The organism is Photobacterium sp. GB-50, assembly GCF_003026755.1.
Taxonomy (GTDB): Bacteria; Pseudomonadota; Gammaproteobacteria; order Enterobacterales; family Vibrionaceae; genus Photobacterium.
Genome location: NZ_PYNX01000007.1, coordinates 129,556 through 151,540 on the forward strand (window position 1 = coordinate 129,556; position 21,985 = coordinate 151,540).

Below are 21,985 nucleotides of genomic sequence, written 5' to 3' on the forward strand. Positions count from 1 at the left end.
TAGTTTCAAGTCAGTTATGCTTAATATTGCCATCGAACGCACTTAATCTTTATTATCTATGTTTACAATTACAAACAATATCTCCAGTTTTAATGACTTGCACCCTTATTATAAAACACCGTATTATTATGCAGTGCTTTTTTAACTATTGAGTCACTATGAAACGTTTATTTCCTATAACTATGATGGTATGCAGCTTGCTACCTCTTCTCAATGGCTGTGAAGTGGTTCAATGGAAAACCGATCATGATCAAACCGTACTACATGATGATGGTTTTACTAAACATTCCCTTGCATTAAAAGAAGGCGGAACGCTGACTTACTGGGAAGGTGGACAAGGTGAACCTTTATTATTATTGCACGGTTTTGGCGGAACAGCTGCGGCAACATGGAAAGCTGAAATGCTTGAGTTAAGCAAACATTATCGTGTTATCGCGCCTGATTTATTGTGGTTTGGTGAATCAAAAAGTAAAGCAGAAGCACGTTTAGCGACCCAAACTCAAGCAATATGGCAACTTGTTGATCACTTAAAACTACAAAAAATCAATGTTGCTGGTATCTCTTACGGCGGTTTTATTACTTACGATATGATGACGACACCAGAGAGGATCAATAAAGCCATTATCATTGCTAGCCCAGGCCCGCTTTTTAGCGATAACGACTTAGCTGATTTGGTTAAACGTGCCAATGTGAATACACCAGAAGCGTTATTTGTGCCGAATGGTGCTGACGGTATTCGCCGTTTATACGACAATGTTTTTGTGAAAAAAAAACCAATGCCGGATTTTGTTGCAGAGCAAATCTATCAAGGCTATTTTTCACAATGGAAGCCAGAACGTACCAGTTTGATCCAAACACTGCCATTAGATCGTGATCGTATTCAGCAATTCGATCCTACTCATTTGCCGAAACTCATGCTCATTTGGGGTGAAAAAGATAAGATATTTCCATTATCTAATGGCATCAAACTCAGCAAATATACTCAAGCACCCATCGTGGTTATCCCAAATACTGCACACGGTGTGACTAATGAGCAACCCCACCTCACATCTGAACTGATTAATAACTTTTTACAACAATAAATCAGTGAGCAGTAGTAAATAAGAGGGAAGATACATTCTTCCCTCATTATCACTGGCTTCTAACGTTATTAACACGTTAGACAAAATAAATCATCGTTTCTATTCTTTATTGTTCTTGATAAAACTCGTTACATTAAATTTCAAAAAAAATTAGACATAGAGTAAAACGCTGCTATTCTCGCACAGTGCACAACATGCTGTATTCTTTCATTCTGTGCGAAGGCGTTTCCAACTTATGACGACATTAATCAAAAGCAATCAACTCCACCCCACCAATTTTGCTTATATCGAACTTAGCGAAAAAACACTTAAAAAACAGCTCGCATTACTTTTCCCTTTTTCTGGCGCTATTTGTGGTGTCATCGCATTTACTTATTTCGTTTCTGATGCTGAGTTTTATTTCACGCTTGTCGGTATCGTTGGCATGTTCCTTTGTTATAGCCTTGCTCTCCTCAACCGCTCTATTTTTTCAGCGAAAGTCTTATTCTGGATATTCTTGATTGCGACAACCTTAGTCTGTGCTAGTGGGTTTTATTTTGAAGGTGCACGCCACATCAGTAACACAATTGGATTAACCATTCCTCTGTTGTGTTTTTTCGCTTTAAGGATAAAAACAGCAGCATGGTATAGCACTCTATTTGGTTTTATCTATATCGTTCTGAGTATTTCTGAAATTTCCAATAAACACTTACAAATATCATCGGCATTACAAAACATCAGTGCTTATTCAATAATTTTTGTGATGGCATTTTTACTTTCTCGCCATCGCTATGATGCCATTATGCAAGTTAAACGTACCACAACGCATGACTACTTAACTGGGCTTCTAAGCCGTGAAGGCTTCATCCCTCTTTATCTTAATGAGTCATCTCGTTGCAAACGCTATCGTCGTGATATATCGATGCTACTCATTGATATCGATAATCTTCGCGACATTAACGATCGATACGGACTCGATGTGGGTGATAAAGCCATTATGATGCTGGCAAAATGCATGAAAGAGACCTGTAATGCCGATGTTCAAATTGCACGCTTAAGTTGCCAAGAATTTTGTATTCTTATACCTAATGCAGATCTCCAAAAAGCAGAGTTTATAGCCATTGCATTACGTAATGAGGTCGCTAAATGGACTTTAGAATTAGAATCTGGTCATAAAATTAATATGACGATCAGTGTTGGTATTACCACCGTTGAACATCAAGATTTTAGGTATGACTACATTAAAGCAGAGAGTGCATTGATGCGTGCGAAACGTTGGGGATATAATCAAATAGCAACCAATGAATAAAGGTGCTAAAGCATGTCTTCAAAAATACTGTGCCAATGGAAATGTTTTTCAGTTGAAGAACAAGCGCACGTACTGCCGAATAATAAACAAGTAACATTTACATCAATTAAGCATCCTGGGGCTGTGGTCATTATTCCTATTAATAGCCAAGGACATCTTGTTTTAGTTAACCAATATCGTCCGGCGATTAACCAATGGATTTTGGAATTTCCAGCTGGAACAATAGAGCCTAATGAAGATATTTTTCTTTGTGCGAAAAGAGAGCTCGCTGAAGAAACCAATTTAAAAGCAGAAAGCTGGCAGTCATTAGGAGAATTACTACCAGTACCTAGCTTTTGCGATGAGATCCAACACCTTTTCGTTGCAACAGATCTCGCCCCAACCATTGGTCAGCTTGATGATGATGAGATTATCGAAGTTGTTACCCTTTCGGTAACTGAACTCGAGCAAAAAATCGTAAAAAATGAAGTTAAAGATAACAAAACCCTGTCTGCTTTTCTTAAAGCACGTTTAGCTGGACTCCTATAATTTTTTGCGCTGAAGCCGATTTCAGCGTAAAACCATATCTGGAAAATAACTACCCATACATATTGTTCGTCGTTCTCACAGTAAAAGACTATAAAGAACACTTTATGGAGCGGTAGTTCATGTCTTTTCTTCTCGCATTATTATTTACCCTATCCTCTAACCTCGATAATTTTGTCATAGGTTTAACATACGGAGTTAAAAGTGTAGATATTCCTCTTTCATCGAATATGATCATTTCATTTATTACCACTTTCATTACCTATTTATCCATGCTGTTTGGTCAACTGATCACTCACCTTGTTCCTCACCAATTTTCGAATGAATTAGGTTCAATCATTTTTATTCTAATGGGGGCTTGGTTTATTGGTTCAAATTTAGTTAAAAAACAACAAATAACACAAGAGAAACCCCGAGATATAAGCATTAAAGGTGCGGTTATATTAGGTTTTTTACTTTCAATTAATAATATTGGAGTGGGTATTCTTGGTAGTATTACTCATCTAAATATCATGTTAGTTGTAGCATTAACCTTTATTACTGGTATTGGATTAACCTATGCCGGCAATAATTTAGGCAATTATGTGATTGGTAAAGTGATTGGTAAATATAACGACATCATTTCTGGCACATTACTCATTGGGTTAGGTGTACTATCTTTGCTTTTCACTTTCTAACCAATAAAAAAGCCCAGCACTAAGCTGGGCAAAGCAGTGCTACTTAATTCTCGTAGAAAACAGAATAAATAAGTAGCGACTACGTCATAAGCAGTGGACGCTTAGACTATTTAAGTATTGCAATTAATCGCTACACTTTATTTACAAATCAATGACTACATCGCGATAACAGCTTAGTTTAAAGTTTTACTTCCCAGCGCGTTAGTGGCTTATTCGTATCAATACCCCCCCGCCCCCAACGATCAAGGCTATCAATCACGATCACTTTGGTACCAGTAGAAACGAATGCTTTCATATTTTGACTTAACGCTTTAGTTGTCAAAATAGTTAGTGAAGGATCTTCTTTTAACACTCGGCTTAACTGCGCTTTATCGGCATCTGTCCATTCCAATTCTGGTTTCGTCATACGCTCAACAACAAATAGCTGATTACCTGATGCAAAATCTTCTAGCTCTGCAGAAAGTAATACAACAGCATTAACATCCGCTTGCATAAGAGTGTCTTGTTGACGATTAATCAACTTACGAATATCTATCATTAAAGCTTGTTGATTTTTTTCAATTTGCAGGGCCTTTTCAGGCCATAAACGCTGGAGGTCATCGCTTACAATTGCTGCCATGCGCGTTAAGTTGGTCGGATTTAGCCATGCATATAACGACGTAGTCCCGTCGGATAAACGCAGTGCCGCTACACCTTGTGCGCGTGGCGAAATTGCTTGAGATGCATCAATTTCAACAATATTTATATTGCCCTCACGCGCATGAACAAAGAGCGGATCATTCGGCCAAATTGCTCCTAACGTAATCGCTGTTTTTGCTGTTTTACTGGCATTTGAAGCAACATCAGCCCCTTTGGTTGAAAACCAGTTAGGTAAGCGCGTTACACCGTAGCGTTTAGGAGGCAAATACTCTGTCGTGATCCCTGTCTCTTTGGTCAACGCTGTCGCTAACATATAAGTCACAGGCGTTGCTGTTAAAATGTCTTTGGCGTAAGTAACACTTGTTGGCAGTAAAACGGCAGCACTTAAACAGGCACCGAATAACACAGTTTGCGTTTTGCGCATGGAGATAGAAAATTTATTCAACAAAAACATGTGGTTTCCTGATTAACTTTTACGAATAATGCGGTACATCGTTGCTGACATGAAAAAGATAGCAGAAACAATAATAATCGCAGCGCCTGATGGAACTGGAAGTTTTAATTCCATTGGCAATACCGTACCAATAACACAACTTATTGTGGCTAGTAGAGCCGACAATAAAACAAAGCTGCCCATATTCTTGGTTAATAACCGCGCCGTTGCGCCCGGGATCAATAGCAACGCCCCAACCAACACTGCTCCAACAATTTTCACAGATGCTATCGTGACCAGCGTTATCATCATCACAAATAAGTAATCGTAAAAATTGGTTTTGTAGCCCCGAACTCGCGCAATATCAGGACTAATACAGGTTAATAAAATCCGATTAAACGTCGGTATTAAGAGCAGTACAATTAAGGCGCAACTGATCGCAAGAACAATCAAATCTTGATCTGTTACCGTTAGGATTGAACCAAACAAGACGTTTTCTAACATGTGAATATTGATCTTACGTGCTACATACATCAACAATGCAGCACCAACCGCTAATGCTAACGCGAGGAAAACACCGACTAATGTGTCGTAAGGTACATTGGTTCGATTTCGCACGAAATGCAGCAATAAAGCAAAAATCATGCAGAAGCTAAATAAACCAATGAATGGATTTTCTGGCGGCTCGCCTAACAATACACCTAAGGCAATACCCGTTAGAGCGGCGTGACCGACAGCTTCAGAAAAAAAAGCTAAACGTTTAGCTATCACTAAGGTACCTAAACCACCTAAAAGAGGCCCAAGCAACAGTGCCGCTACGATTGCATTAACCATAAAGGCATAAGAGAAACTGTCACTTAACCAACCAGCATCAACACCGAGTTGTGCCCAATGTCTTAATAGTTCCATTACGCCACCTCTGATTGATTAGACGCAGAGACTGCTGGCTGTGAATAATGATTAAACAAACGTTCAATCTTCTCTGGTACCAATACTTGACTATGATCACCGCTATCAACTAACACACGATTGACCACATGAACTTGCGCTTCTAAACGTCGAACCGCTGTCACATCATGATGAACCGCTAATACAGTTTTACCTTGGTTAACAAATTCATGGATAAGCGATTCTAAATAACGCACACCCTGCTCATCCATACCCGTCGTTGGCTCATCAAGTACCAGTAAATCAGGATTATCTAATAGTGCTTGAGCAAACAACACACGCTGCTGTTCACCGCCAGATAATTGCCCCATACGACGGTCTGCACGGTTTGCCATTCCGACACGTTCAAGTTGCGTTAATGCGATTTGTTTATCTTTCTGACGTTGGCGCCAAAACAAAGGTGAACGGGTTTGATTTAATAAGATAAAATCCATCACGGTTAACGGTAGACTTTGTTCAAACATTGCTTTTTGTGGCACATAACCAATCGTACCGGCTTTACCGTTATTAACTGACTCATCCCATAAAATATCAATCTGGCCACGAAACGGTGTTAAGCCTAAAATAGAACGTAGCAATGATGTTTTACCGCCACCATTAGGTCCCATCACCACATGGCATTGTCCACCGTCAAATTGATGAGTGATTTCAGATAAAATCTGATTAGGACCGTATTGAAGGTTAACGTTAGTTAACTGAATGCTAGGACCGATGATCATGCTTGATCCTTATTTGCAGCAAACTTGATTGCTTCAACTAATGTGGCAAGGTTTTCTTTCATCTCAAGTTCAACTTTCTTACCGTCATAGTCTCCATGTGTCATGTGAGAAAAACGGTATAACTGAACACCTGTTGCCTTTTCAATGGTATCGACATAACGATTAGGCATGTTTAATTCATAAAACAAAACGTCAATGCCTGATTGTTTAATTTTCTCAATGGTTTCTTGTAGTTGGCTTGCACTTGGTTCTACACCATGCGCAGGTTCAATCACCGCAGCAACATCAACACCAAACTCTTGCAATAAGTAGCCATACGCATTGTGCGTAGTCGCAACTTTCATTCCCGCTGTATCTAAATCCCCCAGCGTTAACATTGCATCACGCTTCATTAAACGAAACTGTTTAGCATAATCACGGGCATTTTTTCGATATTCAGCGGCGTTGTCAGGATCAATTTTCGCTAATGCATTAGCAATGGTATAAACCTTCTGAATCGTGGTAGATAATCCAACAAACGTATGGGGATTCACAGCGCCATTACCAACCGACTGCCCCATCGCAGGCAACAGTGGCACATCATTATTAGCTTCAATGACAATCAAATCATCACGATCTGCTGCTTGAATAACTTTCAACGCAAAATCATCGTGACCAATACCATTAACCACAATGATATCCATCTCTTTTAGACGTTTAAGATCATTAGGTTGAGGTAAATAGTTATGGGGATTAAAACCTGCATCAACCAATGGCAAAATTTCTGCTTTATCACCAACAACCGCTTTTACATAACTGTAATAAGGCTGCAAAGTAATACCAATGGTCTTTTTATCAGCAGCAAAGCTATTCATACTCACAAGCAATGCTATGGCAGTAAGGCTAGATTTAATTAATTTATTCATTGTTATCTAAATCTCGGTACAGTAAAGATTAACGGCAATAAAACCAAAGCGCCGTTATTAGTGATTGTGTGATCCGTTGTTATTAGGAGAATCGTTAAACACAATTTGCGTCCAACCATTATTGATTAAATGTTTGCCATCAAAATCGCGTAATGTATTGGCATCAAGTAAGCTCACATTATCGTTCATCGCGAGCCAAATATCGGGAGACGCTGAATGACTATTAAGCACTATCGACATCGCGCCTTTATCATCCGACCTCACACCTTGATAGATAGCATCAGTTATCAGTGCCCACTGATGACGACCTTTTCGCTCCCAACTTTTATCTGTCACAAAAGGAGCAATCCAAAACTCTTGAAGCTCAGAGATTTGTGGCCATTGACCAACAGCAGCACTTAACTGGCTATCTTGATATAAGTTACGGATTTCTTCATGAGCAAGCCGTAATTCCGCAATCATAGCGATTTCTTCAGCGGCTAAATCAGTAATTGAAATTTGATGCGAAAGCAGTGCCGATTTGGGTTGCTTGGTTTGGTGATAAGGAAGTAAAACAAAAGACACCAACAAGATTAATCCAATACATAAGGCGACCCACTTGCCTTCTCGATCTCCATTATCAGAGCGAACAGTTTGACGGATCATTTTTCTTTTATCTCAACAACATCGACTTCAACAGGATTCTCATGTCCAGCATCAAAAACCAAATAAAAGTCAGTATCAGGCTTGGTGAACTCAGCGATTGAGCGCTTATCTGTCATGCCTTTCGCGATTAAGTTATCGTCGTAATCAAACATATCAACGTTGTATTCCACTGCGGTACTGCCATCACTATAACCGGCTTCACACAACACTTTATCGGCTTCAAACCAACAACTCATTAGTGGAAAATGAGCAAATGCTGGCGTTGAAAAAGTCCCTAAACAAAGTAAAGATACCGCAATAATGGATGATTTCATTGTCATAAAAACCTCAAACAAGCCCAAAGACAGGCTTAAAGAATGCAGAGATCAAGGCGTGATGGATTCACGCCTTAACCAGAAGTTGTATTACTGAAGTAAGGTTTCAAAAGTTAAGTGAACATTGACGTTTGCACGGTCGTACATAGGATCGTTTTCAACCATACCTTTATAATTTGACTTCATTAGGTAACGCCCCGCCACTTCTGGAGTGAAGGTGATCTTGCCGTCTTTATCACTTACCACATCAATTTGCTCTTGGTGGTTACGGTACAGCGTTCCTTCACGTGTAATGTCCGCCGTTACTCCTGCTTGCGGTTTGCCATTAAAGAAAAATTGGAAGGTTACTGGCTCGCCTTCAACAATGTCCGATGGGTGTGTAACAGGTACCATTTCAAGATATTTACCTGTCAGTTCCATCGCTTTAGTTGATGGTTTCCCAACAGTCACATAACTTTCTGCACGGGTATAACTCACCTGAGTGACAACGTCACGCGACTTTTCCGGGAGTATTGTCATACGATCCGCTTTATTCGCTTCCATACGTTTTTCAGTATCACGACGTCCAGCTTTGTAGAAAGTGTAGTATCTAGGTGTCTGATTAATTTGTACTTTATGAGTACCTTCTTCTTCAAAGAAGAAATCAAAAATCGCACGACGTTTACCACGAATGGTAAAATTAGGGTAAGCAATACGACCATCAGGCATAACAATTTGTGTCGTTTCAATGCTTGCTGGCTTATCAAAAACAAATGTTCCGTGTGACGCTGTCACATCAAATGACAGCCAATCACCACCCTCTTTGGAAACAGTGAAATGTGAAGGTAATACCCAACGTGGGTGTGCTTGAGCAACAGATGCCACACCTAAACCCGCTGTCACTAGGCATGCTAAAGATACTGCTTTTAATTTATTATTCATGATGACAATTCACTTAGAGTTTGTAGTTAATCTTGATAGTGCCAGTTTCTTGTGTTGGTGCTAAAACATGGCTAACAGCACTTTCACCTAGCGTTAATTTCTGGCGTAAATAGTTACGTCCGCCATGTTCACGTACCACTTCAACGTAAAAGGTATAATCCCCTTGCTCTACACGGGTGCCTTTATCGTCTAAGCCATCCCATGAAAAACGGTATTCACCCACCGGACGTGTGGCAGATGTAACAGCATCAACAAGTTCTCGGTCATAACGCCCCACTTTGCGCCACCAGCTACGTAAATCTTTCAACCATTCGTCTTTACCGACCCAAAGCTGCATCGTTCTTACGGGTTTACGTTCACTGTTTTCAATCCACACCGCGACATAAGGACGGGCGTACATTGAGGTTTCAATTTTTGGTAAACTTAGTTCAACATCTAACTGGGCTGTTTCTGGCAAAGGTGCAGCCCATGCCGTTGATAAAGGTGCCAGCAGTAACGTTGCCAGTACGGTCTTTTTTAATTTATTTTTAATGGTCATCGTTAACCTGCTAAATATTAAGGAACAAATACAATGTAGATAATGGCGGTAACAACTGAGCCGAAACTCATCCACTTCATTGATGTATTAAGTGTTTTCTTTTTCGGTAGTAGCAAACACACACCCGTTAACACAAAACAGATCATCAAAGCCGCAGTAATATCAATAAACCACTTCCAAACCTCGCCACTATTACGACCTTTATGAAGGTCGTTAAGTAGCGCAATAACACCATAATTGGTGATTTCAATATTCGCTTGTGCGGTTGTCATATCAATAAAGACCACAGCGTTATAACCAGGGCCTTTGTAATCTAATGAGATCTCGCCTTCGACTAATTCGTCACCCTCTAGATCGGTAAAGATCTCAATACCAGAAGCCGTACCACGCACATCGGTATGTTTAGAGAGATAACTGATCAAAGCCGATTTGTTAGGTACAAACGGACCTTGTTCAGACGAAAGCAATGAAGTAGGTATGGTAATTTTTTGCTCTGTCACACTGGGTGTATCAGATACAAACAACTCAGGACGATTTAAAGTAATGCCAGTAATGGCAAAAAATAAAACAATCAATAACAACGCCATTGAAATGTAAATATGAAGACGACGTGCCCACAATTGGACATTTTTTTGCTTTAACACCATAGTAAAAAACTAGCTACCTACCTAGAATGGCAGTAATTTAATTGATAATCGTTCTTATTGGCATTCAATTTACATTGTTTACGTTAGTCAGTGGAGGACATTATGAAGGGAGTAATAAAACGCCAATCAAAACACATAACCAGTTGAATGAAAACAAAAAAGCCGATCAAACAAAGGTTCAACTGGCTTTTACTGCAACGTCTTTACGGTTTACGAACTCAACATCTTAATGCTGCTAAATCCATTAGGCGTTTTAATAAAACTAAATAGATATTGTTCTGATATTTTTTCTAAACAGAATGTCATGAAGTAACTTTAGCGCACGATATAGGCGCATTTTACACGCACTAATTGTTATACATAAAATATTACTAATTTCTAATAATGTTAGATCCTGATAAAATCGTAAATCAATAATTTCTTTTTCACTGTAAGATAATTCATCGAGCAATATATCCATATCAATTTTATCATCTATATTGACCTGACTATAATGACTTACTGGCTCAATATTATTTATCGAAATGTTTTTTTTATTATATCTCATCTTTTTTGCTAAGTGAGAATAACAAACATTATCTGCAATTGTATAAATCCATGTTCTAAAAACACCTTGATGACAATATTTTGGTAGTGCTTGGTAAATCCTTAATAAAACATCCTGAACAACATCATCAATACTGCCACTATCATTTATTCTATACATACATCTTGAATATAAAGATTGCCAATAAGATTTCATTAACAATGAAAATATTTCATTCCTTTTTACTCTATTTTTTTGAAAAACATAAAGTAAATCGCTTTCATTTGACAAACCATTATTTAATATATTCATTAGCATATCCGTATAGTAATTTTATATTATTTCAATGACAAAAAAATCATGTTAATCGCAATACATATTTACTATATGCAAAAAAAAACACAGACTTGTCTTATAAAAAAGAAAGTCTGTGTTTTAGCGTTTAGAACTTAATTTATTACTTCAGACGGTACGTTAAGCCAAAGTGGAACGTTGTATCGATATCATCATTTCGATTAGTGTTTGTTGTTCCATCATAGTCAATATTATCTTCAGTTTTAGACAAGCCGCCAGTTACAGATAAACTAATAAAATTAGATACATAGTAACGGAATGTTGAACGTAAACTATTGGTCATCAAATCTTCTGATTTATCACTTGAAGCATAAGTGAGTAACCATGCGTTCTCCCAATCAATATTGTCACGCAGCTCATACGTTAAAAACATTGTATTGGTTGCGTTAAAGCCATTATTACCATCATCCAAAATGGCGGTTAAAATTGCTTCGTTTGAAAATTGGGTTTGGTTATTAATTGGATAATGGTATTCCGCTCCCACTTCAAGCGCTGGTTTGCTAACTGAACCATCATAGTTAGTCAATACCGCACCAGCACCAGCTCTGACTAGCCAGCCATATTTACGGGTTGAAATGCGCTCATTCATCAATACATCGTAAGAGTTTATTGCACCGCGTGCGCTCAGTTTATCACCTAATGCTTTACCAATATCTTCAACCCAATATTCGGCATAATCAGCAGAGCCATAACGGCTGCGATAAGCTGCTTCTCTTGCTATAACTTGTGCCACATTTTGATAGGTTTCTCGGCTAACATTTCCTCTTAATAAACCATGTTCTTGAAGAGATTGAACGACACGGATCGCTTTTGCCATTGGAGTTGCATTTACCACTCGCCCATAACCTAAACCTGCCGTTAACTTAGTAAAGGGATCTTTCATATCAGTCTGGGCACCAACTTCTGCTTTCCCATACCAAAAGAAATCACTTTTCTTAGGGCTAAAGTACATATCATTGGTTAGCGCAGATAAAGCTTGGTAATTTTCTTTACGTTCATCATTACTATTCGGGCCTTGACTGATGTTTGTATCACCGACGAACTCAATTCGCGTATTACGATTTGCCGAGGAAAATACACGATCATAATTTGCACTTACAACAGCGTTATAACTGGCTTGATCTTGATTTCCATCTCGTAAATCAAATTGCGCATCTAAATATGCATCCTCATACGCTGATGTCGCTTCATCATAATCAAACATGCTAATTTGTTCAGCCAAGGTGACTGAAGATAACAGCATACCAACCGCAGCAGACACCGCAGTAATTGTTGATTTCATGATACTACTCCTTTAATTGTTACTTTGTTTTTATTTATATTCAGTCCATGGCAATGCCCGGCTGTATTTACACAAACTCAGCAACAACTAAAAAAGTCACAATAAATTTTATTAATTTTTTACTTTCTCAAATATAAGAAATACGCATTGGGATAGATAATATGAATTAGAATTTAAACATGATGAAATTAATAACATTTAAGTATCGCTATTAATGATAACTATTCACTACACAGTTAGAATTGTTAATTCGAGAAAAAGGAAGTTATTATATAAGCTTTGATGTGAACTTGATGTTGAACTCCCTTTCAAGCATCAATTTTAATATTTGTTATGAAGCACACGCCATTGACTTAAGCTGTAGCGTATTAATAAACAATCGTGGGTCAGCAATCTTTTGCAATATTAATTGAGTAGGTAAACAATCATCATCAACGTAATCAACATAATCAGATGCCGAATCAAAAATTAAAATATCCAATGCTAAGCGATCTAATCCGTATAAACCACGATGAATCATATCTGCTGAAAATACCAATAAATCACCTGCCGATAATGCAATCTTCTTCCCACCAGAAAGGCTATCATGGCTGACTTTGCCATTCACTTCTTGGCGAACATTGTATTCTTCTTCATTATCCCATCGCTTGTGCGTGCCGGGTATTATTTCCATACCGGGTTCATCAAATAAAGGGACACGAAGGTGCAATACTTGCGTTTCTAATATGACTCTCATTTGGTCTTCAATATCATAATCATATTGACAGTCACGGTGCCAAAAGTCTTTTTGTTGCGGGTTCACCGGATTAAAGAACAGTTGAGTATTCATGAAAGCAGGATTTTTAGGTATTACGGTATCAACCACATCCATGATCTTTTTTGAACTAATAAAGTCAAAAAGTTCCGTTCTCTCTGCGATAGATAAATACTGGCTTCCAGTAATCAAAGATGAGTTAAATGCTTCTTCTTGATAGAACTCTTTGTTGTCAGCTTTCCATAATTCATGAAAAGTTAAAACGACTTTTCTGAGTGAAGTTATCTGATCTTCACTGAAATAATTGCGAATAACGAAGTAACCTAATTCTTCGTATTGCTGACTTAATTGTTGGCTATTGAATAACACTGACGACCTTCACATTCTCTATACCGTTGACTGATTACGGTATTCTTTGGCGAATAGTGCCAGACGATAATAGTGATAAGCAAGTATGTCAGAGTATTCTAAACGCGTGTTGTTTATTTAAAGAATTTAGAGCTTCTGAAAAAGAGATAATTTGATTATGTAAATGCACTATATCACGCTATCAATAAAGTACATTTACACACGGTGATACCCAAACCTTCTAAGCTGAAAGCGCTTTTCGAATGATTTCAGCCCCTGCATTTAAGGCTTCAAGTTTTCCTTGTGCGATATGCTGGGCTAGCGGTGCCATGCCGCAATTGGTGCATGGGTAGAGTTTATCAGCATCAACAAATTTAAGTGCTTTACGCAATGTATCCGCGACTTCTTCCGCCGTTTCAATTTTATCACTGGCAACATCAATCGCCCCTACCATCACTTTTTTTCCACGAATAAGCTCTAGCAAATCCATGGGTACATGAGAGTTATGGCATTCTAACGAGATAATATCGATATTAGATTGCTGCAGTTTAGGAAACGCCTCTTCGTATTGACGCCACTCTGAACCGAGTGTTTTCTTCCAATCAGTATTGGCTTTAATGCCATAGCCATAACAAATATGAACAGCAGTTTCACACTTCAGCCCTTCAATGGCTCTTTCTAAACAGGCAATACCCCATTCATTAACTTCATCAAAGAACACATTAAAGGCTGGCTCATCAAATTGAATAATATCAACCCCTGCTGCTTCTAATTCTTTGGCTTCTTGATTAAGGATTTTAGCAAATTCCCATGCCAGTTTTTCACGACTTTTGTAGTGCGCATCATATAGAGTATCAACCATAGTCATAGGACCTGGCAGTGCCCATTTGATCGGTTGTTTAGTTTGCTGACGAAGGTATTTAGCATCATCAACAAACACCGATTTTTGACGAGAAACAGGACCAACAACAGTAGGTACACTGGCATCATAACGATCACGGATTTTAACGGTTTTGCGGGTTTCAAAGTCAACGCCGTTGAGGTGCTCTATAAAGGTAGTTACAAAATGTTGGCGAGTTTGTTCACCATCACTGACAATATCAATTCCTGCTTGTTGTTGATTTTGCAGTGATAAACGTAGCGCATCTTGTTTTCCTGCCGCTAATGCATCCCCTTCCAATTTCCACTCTGACCAAAGTTTTTCAGGCTCTGCCAACCAATCGGGTTTCGGTAAGCTTCCTGCTGTTGATGTCGGTAATAATGTTTTCATGATAGTTAACGTCCTATGTTGTAATAAATGATGAAAGCAATGTTGATGTTAGCTAGTCACGAAATTCGCTGACCATTGCTCAAGCACGGTTTGGTACGGTTTAATGAAGTGCTGCTCGGCAAATTTGCCTTGTTCACCTGCCAACCTGCTGCGCTCTTCTCGGTCATACACGATTTTGGTCAGTGAATGATCGGGGCACTTTAAGTTGGGTTTATAGGACTTTCCAGCCACTGCGTTTGCATTATAGATTTCTGGTCGATAGATCTTTTGGAAGGTTTCCATGGTGCTAATGGTGCTGATCAGCTCAAGGTTGGTGTAATCATTTAATAAATCACCAAAGAAGTAGAACGCCAAAGGAGCAACACTGTTTGCAGGCATGAAGTAACGTACCTGTAAGCCCATTTTTTGGAAATACTGCTCGGTCAATGACGACTCATTGGATTTATATTCCACGCCCAATACTGGGTGCTGATTTTCGGTGCGGAAATAGGTTTTGTTATCAGATACAGATAAACAAATCACCGGTGTCTTTTTAAAATTGTCTTTATATACATCAGAGTTAACAAAGCTCTGGAAGATTTTGCCATGCAGCTCGCCAAAGTTATCTGGAATACTAAACTGTGGCTTACCTTTATTATGGTTTTGCAGTAGTACGCTGAAATCGTAATCACGCACATAAGAAGAAAAGTTATTACCGACAATCCCTTCAATACGCTGGTTAGTTTGATTATCAATAATGTGGGTTTTTAATACTTCAATCGATGGGAATGTTTGCCCCTGTCCTTCAATGTCGATATCAACCGAGACAATTTCAAGCTCAACAGAATAACGATCACCTTCGGGGTTATCCCAGTTCGCCAAGGCATTAAAGCTGTTATTGATCATGTTTAATGCGTTACGTAAGTTCTGTTGGCGGCTTTCCCCTCGCGCTAAGTTAGCGAAATTGGTAGTAATACGTGTGTTGCTAGCGGGATGATAATTTTCATCAAGGCCCGTCTTATTAATAGTAAATGTGAAATCCTTTGTCATAGCGGCCTCTACCTTTTAGCTGAAATGAGTGAATGCTGATGCGCTTTCTGTATTCAGTTATACGTAGGGTGCTTGATCAATAAAAGCGTATTTCTTTCACTATCAACATGAAAAAAACTCAAGTGGTTACGTTTGAGTTGTTACAAATTTGTAAGTTATAGTTCTCATCACATAGAAAGGATATCTATTTTTATTCAATGCGTTAACCGCTAACCACATATAAGAAGACAAAGAAATGAATGAATTATTGTTAATAATATACTGCGCTTTACTTGGCAGTGGTGTTGGATTTTTGGCAGGATTATTAGGTATAGGAGGAGGACTTGTTATAGTACCCATTCTGAGTATTATCTTGCTTCATTTCGCCATTTTACCGCCTGAACAAGTGGTTATCGTCGCTATTGCTACTTCCTTAGCATCCATATTATTCACTTCAACGTCTTCTGCCATCGCTCACCACAAAAATGGCAATGTGCCATGGAACCTAGCACCATGGATAATGACAGGTGTTGCCTTAGGTGCACTTATCAGTGGGTTTTTAGCGGCTCTATTACCGAGTAATGTTGTTCGTATTGTATTTGCTGTCAGTGTGGCACTCATTGCACTGAAGATGTTTTATAGCAGTACAAAAAAAGAGACAGCAACAACACGTAACATGCCCAATAATTTTGTTCTTACCTTTTTAACAACAATTACCGGCGGATTGTCGGCCATGATTGGTATTGGTGGCGGCGCACTGTTAGTGCCTTTGTTAACCTTCTTCTCTCTCGATATGAAGAAAGCTATCGGTTGTGCTTCTGCTTGTGGCATTGTTATCGCACTCTTTGGCTCTATCGGTTATGTCAGCTCAGGCATTAGCTATCTTTCTCTTACTGATGGCTTTGCTGGTTTTGTTTATCTACCAGCATTATTTGGTATTGTTTGTACTTCTTGGTTTACCGCTCCGCTAGGCGCTAAGGCAACAAACTATTTACCTGTGCCAATCATTAAAAAAATCTTCTCAGCATTATTACTAGCAATGGCGACAAATATGGTGATTAGTTAAACCAAGCATGTGCACTAGAATAAAAAAATGAGTGGTTAACTTAGTGATTATTAAGTTAACACACTCATTTTTTTATTCGCTCAGGGTGAAATGCTAAGACAATATTCAGCTAGCTTGTTCCATTTCACGCATTTGTGATAAATATTTTATCCAGCTCGATGCTGCCGATGAAGGCTTTATATTATTTGCCTGTTTGGCATGAATAATCGCTTTATCAAAGTTATTTAGCTTGTAATACGCACGGACTTTCGCCAACTCAACATCAGACTGTTTATCTTTACGCTTAACCTTATTAAGCTCAGTTAACGCTTTTTGATATTGCCCTTCCTGCAACAACAATTGTGCAAGTTGCCAACGATAACGGTTATTACGCTGGGCTGCTTTTTCCCAAATATTGATAGCACTTTGCCACTCTCTTGCCATCTGCCAATAGTTAGCTTGTTCAACGAGCAACCTTGTATTAGTTGTTGCGCCTTCGAGCTCTGCTATTTGTTTAGCAGCACGTTCAGGAATACCACGCTGAGCATACAGTTGCGCTAGGCGATGTAAATCTTGCTGCGTTAACTTAACACCTTGATATTTTGCTAATTTTAATGTGCTCAATGCTTCTGCAGGTTTCCCTGCTCGCAATTGTATATTGGCTAATTGCTGCCACCAATTGAGCTTATTTGGCTCTATTGCAATCAAACGATTTAATGTCGAAGTTGCACCATTCCAATGCTTTAGTTGCAACTGAGCACCCAACTTAATCGACAACGGCGATATTTCATCTTTACGTTTATAGCCATCGTAGCGTTTCATTGCAGAAAGGACTTTTGACCACTGGCTCAATTGATAATGTGATTGGGCAATACGCAGCCATAGTTCATCGCCCTTTTGTGATTTTGGAATATGCTTTGTTAGCTGATAGTAATGTGGTAGTGCTTGGCTGTATTTTTGCTCAGAAAGTAAAATATCAGCCAGCATACGCTGAGTAACCCATGCTTGATCATCTTGTAATAAGCCACTCTTAACTGCTTTAGATAAATTGCTTATCGCTTTTGATGGATTGCCCTGCTGCCAATAAAACACGCCCAACATACGCTGAACAAATGCTTTGTCATAAGGCTCTATCGGCTTTAAAGAGACAAGTAAATCAATCGCCTGATTAACCTTATCATCAAGCTGTAAGTTATTCGCTTTTTGAACCTTAACGGCAATTGACTGCGACAATTTACCTCCCGCGTAAGCAGATGATAAAGGCAAACTCGCTGCGGCGGTTAAAGCGATAATAAATGCTAATCTTTTCATCATTTATTCAACTTAAATTCTAAACGTACCGTCTGACCTGGCTGTGATACAGCACTGCCATTTTGCACTTGTGGTTGGTACTTCCATTTACGCAATGCACGTATCGCTTCTTTATTAAATAAACGATTAGGTTTTGCTTCAAGCACTGCAATATCGATTGGTCGGCCTTGAGGATCAATCGTGAATTTCAGTATAACGTAACCTTCTTTACCTTGTTTTAGCGCGCGGGGCGGATACCTTGGCTCAACACGATACAATGGCATAGCTTGCTGACTCTGACCGATAGTCGGCGCACCTACCGCATTCGATGCACTGCTAAAATCACTAAATTTCGGCATCTTGATCGATAAGCCTGTAACCGCTGTATCCAACCCTAAGCTTGTCGTAGACGCAACAGGTTGAACACTTGCGGTTGCTGCTCTTGATGATACCGGCTTTGCTTCTGGCGGTGGCTCTGGTGTTTCAGGTGGTGGTGGCACCGCACGCTGTCGCCGTTGAGGTGCTTGCTCTTGTTCCATCATTACCATGTTGAACGCTAGCACTTCTTTATTATCAGGCTTTTGATGATTACCGTTATCTACCATCCATGCCATAAAAGTAAAAAGTCCTAACGCTACAGCAATAGCTAATGGAAAAGCCATTAAAAGACGGATCATTAATTTTTCTCCGCCGCCAATGCGATATTTTTGATCCCAGCTCCTTTTGCTGCATCCATCACTTTAACCACAGTGCCGTTATAGGCATGCTCATCCGCTTGGATCACTAAAGAAGCATCAGGTTGCTCTGTAAGCATATGTTCTAATGTTGCTTGAACACGTTCTACATCAACAACACGTTTATCAATATAAACGTCATTTGCTGAAGTAATTGCAACAAAGATCCCTGCGTCTTTTTGGCTTACCACGTGGCTTGCTTGAGGGCGGTTAACTTCTACGCCTGATTCCCGTACAAACGAACTCGTTACAATAAAGAAAATCAGCATAATAAATACGATATCGAGCATTGATGTTAAATCAATTTGTGCATCTTCTCGATTTGAAGAACGGCGGCTGAGTCTCATTGCTGACTCCTTAATAATTTTTCTAATTTAAACTCACGCATCTGACAAGCTTTAGATAAACGTGCGTGAACAAACATACCCGCTAAGGCCGCAACCATCCCTGCCATTGTTGGCAAGGTTGCTAAAGAAATGCCGGATGCCATTAAACGAGGTTGACTACTACCTTGCGTCGCCATTACATCAAAGACAGAAATCATCCCCGTCACTGTGCCAAGTAAACCTAGCATGGGGCAGATTGCGACTAATACTTTGATAAAATTTAAATTCTGATTAAGGGCAATTTTTGCTTCATTAAGCCAGCCATCACGAATTGCACATGCATGCCAAGAGGAATGATCTTTACGAGCCATCCAGCTAGTTAACCACTGCTCTTTTTGCTTTGGAAAATAGAAGAATAAATAAATCACGCGTTCAATAACCAAAAGCCAACATAGCGCAACAACCGCAGCAAGCCACCATAATATGGCGCCACCTTGCGCCATAAAATGAGAAAGCGAAAACCACCAGCCATGTAATACGCTGAAGTCCATTATGCTGCCTGTTCTGCTAATACGTTACGGTTAGATGTCTGAGAAGATTCGTTTTTTTCAGCTTGCTGAGCAACTAAGCTGATCCCTTGTTTTTCAAGGATCAATCGAATATTTTCAGCTTGTGTACTTAGTACATTATGAGCCAGCAATAAAGGCATCGCGGCAATCAAACCTAGAACGGTCGTTACCAATGCCATTGAAATACCACCCGCCATCACTTTAGGATCACCATTACCAAACTGCGTGATAACTTGGAAGGTTTCAATCATCCCCGTCACCGTACCCAGTAAGCCTAACATTGGCGCTAAAGCCGCAAACAGTTTAAGCATCGATAAGCCTTTTTCTAATCCTTGCTGCTCATCAACAATCGCTTCAAGTAAACGTAATTCTAACGCTTCTACGCTACGATTTTGCTCTTTGTTATACACAGCAAGAATACGACCCAGTGGGTTATTTCCAGCTTGAGTTGGATTTTTTAATTGTTGCTTAATTTGACGATTAATAATCGCTAATTTAACGCCACGGAAAATGGCAATACCCGCACCAATAGCTAATAAAAGTAGAATAATTTTACCGACCACACCACCTGCTGTTAAACGATCTTCCAGCGTAGGTGCATTGGCTAATTGCTCTAATATCACACCACGAGAAGGATCAAGAGCAATACTTTCACTACCTGCCGCCGCTATTGCAGCTAAATCTGAAAGTTGTGGGCCATTTTCAGGTTGTTGTTGATAAGCCGTTGCAAGATGGCGAGGGCCATCCCACTTTAAATAACCCTGTTCAGCTACTAGACCTAATGCGCCTAAACGCAATGCTTTTTCTGTGGTTTGCTCACCATCACCATTAATAAATGGTACGTTCACCTTTGCCAACTCACCGCTTGCAACGATTTGTGATTCCATTGCTTGCCACAAACCTTTTAATTGTGGCATAGACGGCAGTGCTTTCGCATCAACGATTTGGTCAACAACTGGGATATATTTCGTCACATCAACACCAGTGACAGCGTAACCTTGCTCGGCTTTTAGTTCTTTTGCTGTTTGGCGAACGACACCAAATAACTCACCAAGGCTGCCAGAATCTAATTGAAGTTGCTGTTCTAATTTCGCAAGTTCTGCTTCATTGGTACTAAAACTTTGGCTCAGTAATTCTGTTTGTTTTTTTAACGCATTACGTTGCGCTAATAATGCATCACGTTGTTGACGAATTTTCTGTGCTTCTTGACTAAATTCAGCTTCACGTTGCACATTATGTTGCTGTTGAGAGACATTTTCTTGTTTCGCTTGCTGTACAACCGATTCAGCAGATACTGTGAACGGAACCGATGCCATACAGAGTGCAATAGCTAACGCTTTTAATTTCATTATTTGCTCTCCACGTTAGCAAGGGGCGCTGAGATAGGTAAACGTAATAGGCTTGGTGCAATTTGCTTATTCGCCATTGCAAACGCTTTATCAATATTTGCAGCTTCACTTGTATCAAGTGCCTGCCACTGCTGTTTGTTACTGTTCCAACTCCAGTAATGACTACCGTTTAAGCTACGAGCGACAAATGCAATACGACCGAGATACAGTAAATCAGCCTCGATTGTTTTACCGTCTTCTAACGTAATTTTATCTTGGTACGTACCCAATTTCGTGCCGTAATCCATTTCAATCTGATAGGCTTCTAGAATACGACGGAATTTTTCTGCATCGCTAATATCAGCTTGCGACATCATCGTTTTCAACTTTTCAATACGCGCTAAACGCTGTTCATGTTTGATAGGCTTATCTTGCTCAACAACAGTCGATAAACCATCAATCATTTGGTACATCAAAGGTACAACACCTTGGCGCGTCTCTTTAATGTTCTCTATTTGTTCATGAATAGAGGCCATTTCTTGGGTTTGATTATCAACCATACGCGCAAGGTGATCGTGATAGACCGTCAGGTTTTTAAGCTCTTCTTGTAATTGCTCGATTTGTGCTTTCATCGCGATAGCCGAATCAGCATTACGATCAATCTTATCTTGGCTTAATGCTGAAGCCGTATTGGTTTTGTTTTCAATAGAACGTGCTGTATCAAGGCTCGATGCCTGTACCCCAGTTGTGATGCTTAAAATCACAACCGCTAAACTGGTTTTAATAAAATTCATAATCAAACTTAATAATGAGTAATCTTGAATCGCAAAAAATAAAAAAGTGAAGTAATAATAAAAAGTTAAATCGTAC

25 protein-coding genes are annotated in these 21,985 nt (G+C 39.3%); 5 read left to right on the top strand and 20 right to left on the bottom strand.

What is annotated here, in order from left to right; all coding sequences use genetic code 11:
- Positions 1 to 158: 158 nt before the first annotated feature.
- The 4 genes from C9J41_RS11555 (at position 159) to C9J41_RS11570 (ending at position 3,572) form a co-directional block, all read left to right on the top strand.
- Positions 159 to 1,082, top strand: a complete 924-nt coding sequence (locus tag C9J41_RS11555) for an alpha/beta fold hydrolase (protein ID WP_107207889.1) — start codon at positions 159 to 161, stop codon at positions 1,080 to 1,082.
- A gap of 235 nt (positions 1,083 to 1,317) precedes the next feature.
- On the top strand, positions 1,318 to 2,370 hold the full coding sequence (locus C9J41_RS11560; protein ID WP_107261288.1) for a GGDEF domain-containing protein: 1,053 nt from the start codon (positions 1,318 to 1,320) through the stop codon (positions 2,368 to 2,370).
- A gap of 12 nt (positions 2,371 to 2,382) precedes the next feature.
- The gene (locus C9J41_RS11565) at positions 2,383 to 2,898 is read left to right on the top strand and encodes an NUDIX hydrolase (RefSeq protein WP_107207885.1); all 516 of its coding nucleotides are present in this window, start codon (positions 2,383 to 2,385) and stop codon (positions 2,896 to 2,898) included.
- Between the two features lie 119 nt (positions 2,899 to 3,017).
- Entirely contained in the window at positions 3,018 to 3,572 is a 555-nt protein-coding gene (locus C9J41_RS11570; protein WP_107287879.1) for a manganese efflux pump, read from the top strand.
- A gap of 178 nt (positions 3,573 to 3,750) precedes the next feature.
- Here C9J41_RS11570 and C9J41_RS11575 read toward each other — a convergent pair whose 3' ends face one another.
- The 14 genes from C9J41_RS11575 to C9J41_RS11640 all read right to left on the bottom strand — a co-directional run bounded on the left by C9J41_RS11575 (position 3,751) and on the right by C9J41_RS11640 (position 15,844).
- Positions 3,751 to 4,665, bottom strand: coding sequence for a metal ABC transporter solute-binding protein, Zn/Mn family (locus C9J41_RS11575; protein WP_107294603.1), 915 nt, complete (start codon positions 4,663 to 4,665; stop codon positions 3,751 to 3,753).
- Between the two features lie 12 nt (positions 4,666 to 4,677).
- Positions 4,678 to 5,553, bottom strand: a complete 876-nt coding sequence (locus C9J41_RS11580; protein WP_045082039.1) for a metal ABC transporter permease — start codon at positions 5,551 to 5,553, stop codon at positions 4,678 to 4,680.
- On the bottom strand, positions 5,553 to 6,308 hold the full coding sequence (locus tag C9J41_RS11585; RefSeq protein ID WP_107294613.1) for a metal ABC transporter ATP-binding protein: 756 nt from the start codon (positions 6,306 to 6,308) through the stop codon (positions 5,553 to 5,555). The genes C9J41_RS11580 and C9J41_RS11585 overlap by 1 nt, the downstream gene beginning before the upstream one ends.
- Complete coding sequence (locus tag C9J41_RS11590; protein WP_107207881.1) at positions 6,308 to 7,216, bottom strand: metal ABC transporter solute-binding protein, Zn/Mn family; 909 nt, start codon at positions 7,214 to 7,216, stop codon at positions 6,308 to 6,310. Before C9J41_RS11590 ends, C9J41_RS11585 begins: the two co-directional genes overlap by 1 nt.
- A 57-nt stretch (positions 7,217 to 7,273) precedes the next feature.
- Complete coding sequence (locus C9J41_RS11595) at positions 7,274 to 7,861, bottom strand: hypothetical protein (RefSeq protein ID WP_107247444.1); 588 nt, start codon at positions 7,859 to 7,861, stop codon at positions 7,274 to 7,276.
- Positions 7,858 to 8,181, bottom strand: coding sequence for a hypothetical protein (locus C9J41_RS11600; RefSeq protein ID WP_369917498.1), 324 nt, complete (start codon positions 8,179 to 8,181; stop codon positions 7,858 to 7,860). Before C9J41_RS11600 ends, C9J41_RS11595 begins: the two co-directional genes overlap by 4 nt.
- An 84-nt stretch (positions 8,182 to 8,265) precedes the next feature.
- On the bottom strand, positions 8,266 to 9,096 hold the full coding sequence (locus C9J41_RS11605) for a DUF4198 domain-containing protein (protein WP_107247446.1): 831 nt from the start codon (positions 9,094 to 9,096) through the stop codon (positions 8,266 to 8,268).
- A gap of 13 nt (positions 9,097 to 9,109) precedes the next feature.
- A complete protein-coding gene (locus C9J41_RS11610) occupies positions 9,110 to 9,634 on the bottom strand; it encodes a DUF2271 domain-containing protein (protein ID WP_107247447.1) in 525 nt (174 codons plus the stop codon).
- Between the two features lie 17 nt (positions 9,635 to 9,651).
- Positions 9,652 to 10,281, bottom strand: a complete 630-nt coding sequence (locus C9J41_RS11615; RefSeq protein ID WP_107207875.1) for a PepSY-associated TM helix domain-containing protein — start codon at positions 10,279 to 10,281, stop codon at positions 9,652 to 9,654.
- A 262-nt stretch (positions 10,282 to 10,543) separates the two neighbouring features.
- Positions 10,544 to 11,119: an RNA polymerase sigma factor gene (locus tag C9J41_RS11620; RefSeq protein ID WP_107294604.1), complete on the bottom strand. Its 576-nt coding sequence runs from the start codon at positions 11,117 to 11,119 to the stop codon at positions 10,544 to 10,546.
- Positions 11,120 to 11,264: 145 nt separating this feature from the next.
- Positions 11,265 to 12,443, bottom strand: coding sequence for a hypothetical protein (locus C9J41_RS11625; RefSeq protein WP_107207872.1), 1,179 nt, complete (start codon positions 12,441 to 12,443; stop codon positions 11,265 to 11,267).
- A 331-nt stretch (positions 12,444 to 12,774) separates the two neighbouring features.
- Entirely contained in the window at positions 12,775 to 13,566 is a 792-nt protein-coding gene (locus C9J41_RS11630; RefSeq protein WP_107247451.1) for a phytanoyl-CoA dioxygenase family protein, read from the bottom strand.
- Positions 13,567 to 13,786: 220 nt separating this feature from the next.
- Positions 13,787 to 14,815, bottom strand: a complete 1,029-nt coding sequence (locus C9J41_RS11635; RefSeq protein ID WP_107291002.1) for a methionine synthase — start codon at positions 14,813 to 14,815, stop codon at positions 13,787 to 13,789.
- A gap of 48 nt (positions 14,816 to 14,863) precedes the next feature.
- The gene (locus C9J41_RS11640) at positions 14,864 to 15,844 is read right to left on the bottom strand and encodes a DUF1852 domain-containing protein (RefSeq protein WP_107294605.1); all 981 of its coding nucleotides are present in this window, start codon (positions 15,842 to 15,844) and stop codon (positions 14,864 to 14,866) included.
- Between the two features lie 235 nt (positions 15,845 to 16,079).
- Here C9J41_RS11640 and C9J41_RS11645 point away from each other — a divergent pair, with 235 nt between their 5' ends.
- Positions 16,080 to 16,889, top strand: a complete 810-nt coding sequence (locus tag C9J41_RS11645) for a sulfite exporter TauE/SafE family protein (RefSeq protein ID WP_107247454.1) — start codon at positions 16,080 to 16,082, stop codon at positions 16,887 to 16,889.
- A gap of 105 nt (positions 16,890 to 16,994) precedes the next feature.
- Here C9J41_RS11645 and C9J41_RS11650 read toward each other — a convergent pair whose 3' ends face one another.
- Genes C9J41_RS11650 through C9J41_RS11675 form a run of 6 tightly spaced genes read right to left on the bottom strand, consistent with a single transcriptional unit; the run spans position 16,995 to position 21,909 of the window.
- Positions 16,995 to 18,179, bottom strand: coding sequence for a CDC27 family protein (locus C9J41_RS11650; RefSeq protein WP_107294614.1), 1,185 nt, complete (start codon positions 18,177 to 18,179; stop codon positions 16,995 to 16,997).
- Positions 18,179 to 18,835 (bottom strand): energy transducer TonB, encoded by a 657-nt coding sequence (locus tag C9J41_RS11655; RefSeq protein WP_107291000.1) that lies wholly within the window; start codon positions 18,833 to 18,835, stop codon positions 18,179 to 18,181. The genes C9J41_RS11650 and C9J41_RS11655 overlap by 1 nt, the downstream gene beginning before the upstream one ends.
- On the bottom strand, positions 18,835 to 19,239 hold the full coding sequence (locus tag C9J41_RS11660) for a biopolymer transporter ExbD (RefSeq protein ID WP_005365390.1): 405 nt from the start codon (positions 19,237 to 19,239) through the stop codon (positions 18,835 to 18,837). Before C9J41_RS11660 ends, C9J41_RS11655 begins: the two co-directional genes overlap by 1 nt.
- The gene (locus C9J41_RS11665; RefSeq protein WP_045082027.1) at positions 19,236 to 19,769 is read right to left on the bottom strand and encodes a MotA/TolQ/ExbB proton channel family protein; all 534 of its coding nucleotides are present in this window, start codon (positions 19,767 to 19,769) and stop codon (positions 19,236 to 19,238) included. The genes C9J41_RS11660 and C9J41_RS11665 overlap by 4 nt, the downstream gene beginning before the upstream one ends.
- A complete protein-coding gene (locus C9J41_RS11670) occupies positions 19,769 to 21,136 on the bottom strand; it encodes a MotA/TolQ/ExbB proton channel family protein (RefSeq protein WP_107247456.1) in 1,368 nt (455 codons plus the stop codon). The genes C9J41_RS11665 and C9J41_RS11670 overlap by 1 nt, the downstream gene beginning before the upstream one ends.
- Positions 21,136 to 21,909 carry a DUF3450 domain-containing protein gene (locus C9J41_RS11675; protein WP_199188106.1) on the bottom strand — a complete coding sequence of 258 codons (774 nt, stop codon included), beginning with the start codon at positions 21,907 to 21,909 and terminating at the stop codon, positions 21,136 to 21,138. The genes C9J41_RS11670 and C9J41_RS11675 overlap by 1 nt, the downstream gene beginning before the upstream one ends.
- Between the last annotated feature and the right edge of the window lie 76 nt (positions 21,910 to 21,985).

Excerpts from the sequence above, each read along its gene's own strand:
- C9J41_RS11620 (WP_107294604.1), bottom strand. The coding sequence starts at position 11,119 with ATGAATATATTAAATAATGGTTTGTCAAATGAAAGCGATTTACTTTAT.
- C9J41_RS11565 (WP_107207885.1), top strand. The coding sequence starts at position 2,383 with ATGTCTTCAAAAATACTGTGCCAATGGAAATGTTTTTCAGTTGAAGAA.
- C9J41_RS11605 (WP_107247446.1), bottom strand. The coding sequence starts at position 9,096 with ATGAATAATAAATTAAAAGCAGTATCTTTAGCATGCCTAGTGACAGCG.
- C9J41_RS11660 (WP_005365390.1), bottom strand. The coding sequence starts at position 19,239 with ATGAGACTCAGCCGCCGTTCTTCAAATCGAGAAGATGCACAAATTGAT.
- C9J41_RS11635 (WP_107291002.1), bottom strand. The coding sequence starts at position 14,815 with ATGAAAACATTATTACCGACATCAACAGCAGGAAGCTTACCGAAACCC.
- C9J41_RS11615 (WP_107207875.1), bottom strand. The coding sequence starts at position 10,281 with ATGGTGTTAAAGCAAAAAAATGTCCAATTGTGGGCACGTCGTCTTCAT.
- C9J41_RS11640 (WP_107294605.1), bottom strand. The coding sequence starts at position 15,844 with ATGACAAAGGATTTCACATTTACTATTAATAAGACGGGCCTTGATGAA.
- C9J41_RS11580 (WP_045082039.1), bottom strand. The coding sequence starts at position 5,553 with ATGGAACTATTAAGACATTGGGCACAACTCGGTGTTGATGCTGGTTGG.
- C9J41_RS11560 (WP_107261288.1), top strand. The coding sequence starts at position 1,318 with ATGACGACATTAATCAAAAGCAATCAACTCCACCCCACCAATTTTGCT.
- C9J41_RS11570 (WP_107287879.1), top strand. The coding sequence starts at position 3,018 with ATGTCTTTTCTTCTCGCATTATTATTTACCCTATCCTCTAACCTCGAT.
- C9J41_RS11610 (WP_107247447.1), bottom strand. The coding sequence starts at position 9,634 with ATGACCATTAAAAATAAATTAAAAAAGACCGTACTGGCAACGTTACTG.
- C9J41_RS11675 (WP_199188106.1), bottom strand. The coding sequence starts at position 21,909 with ATGAATTTTATTAAAACCAGTTTAGCGGTTGTGATTTTAAGCATCACA.
- C9J41_RS11600 (WP_369917498.1), bottom strand. The coding sequence starts at position 8,181 with ATGACAATGAAATCATCCATTATTGCGGTATCTTTACTTTGTTTAGGG.
- C9J41_RS11595 (WP_107247444.1), bottom strand. The coding sequence starts at position 7,861 with ATGATCCGTCAAACTGTTCGCTCTGATAATGGAGATCGAGAAGGCAAG.
- C9J41_RS11575 (WP_107294603.1), bottom strand. The coding sequence starts at position 4,665 with ATGTTTTTGTTGAATAAATTTTCTATCTCCATGCGCAAAACGCAAACT.
- C9J41_RS11645 (WP_107247454.1), top strand. The coding sequence starts at position 16,080 with ATGAATGAATTATTGTTAATAATATACTGCGCTTTACTTGGCAGTGGT.
- C9J41_RS11625 (WP_107207872.1), bottom strand. The coding sequence starts at position 12,443 with ATGAAATCAACAATTACTGCGGTGTCTGCTGCGGTTGGTATGCTGTTA.
- C9J41_RS11555 (WP_107207889.1), top strand. The coding sequence starts at position 159 with ATGAAACGTTTATTTCCTATAACTATGATGGTATGCAGCTTGCTACCT.
- C9J41_RS11655 (WP_107291000.1), bottom strand. The coding sequence starts at position 18,835 with ATGATCCGTCTTTTAATGGCTTTTCCATTAGCTATTGCTGTAGCGTTA.
- C9J41_RS11590 (WP_107207881.1), bottom strand. The coding sequence starts at position 7,216 with ATGAATAAATTAATTAAATCTAGCCTTACTGCCATAGCATTGCTTGTG.
- C9J41_RS11650 (WP_107294614.1), bottom strand. The coding sequence starts at position 18,179 with ATGAAAAGATTAGCATTTATTATCGCTTTAACCGCCGCAGCGAGTTTG.
- C9J41_RS11670 (WP_107247456.1), bottom strand. The coding sequence starts at position 21,136 with ATGAAATTAAAAGCGTTAGCTATTGCACTCTGTATGGCATCGGTTCCG.
- C9J41_RS11665 (WP_045082027.1), bottom strand. The coding sequence starts at position 19,769 with ATGGACTTCAGCGTATTACATGGCTGGTGGTTTTCGCTTTCTCATTTT.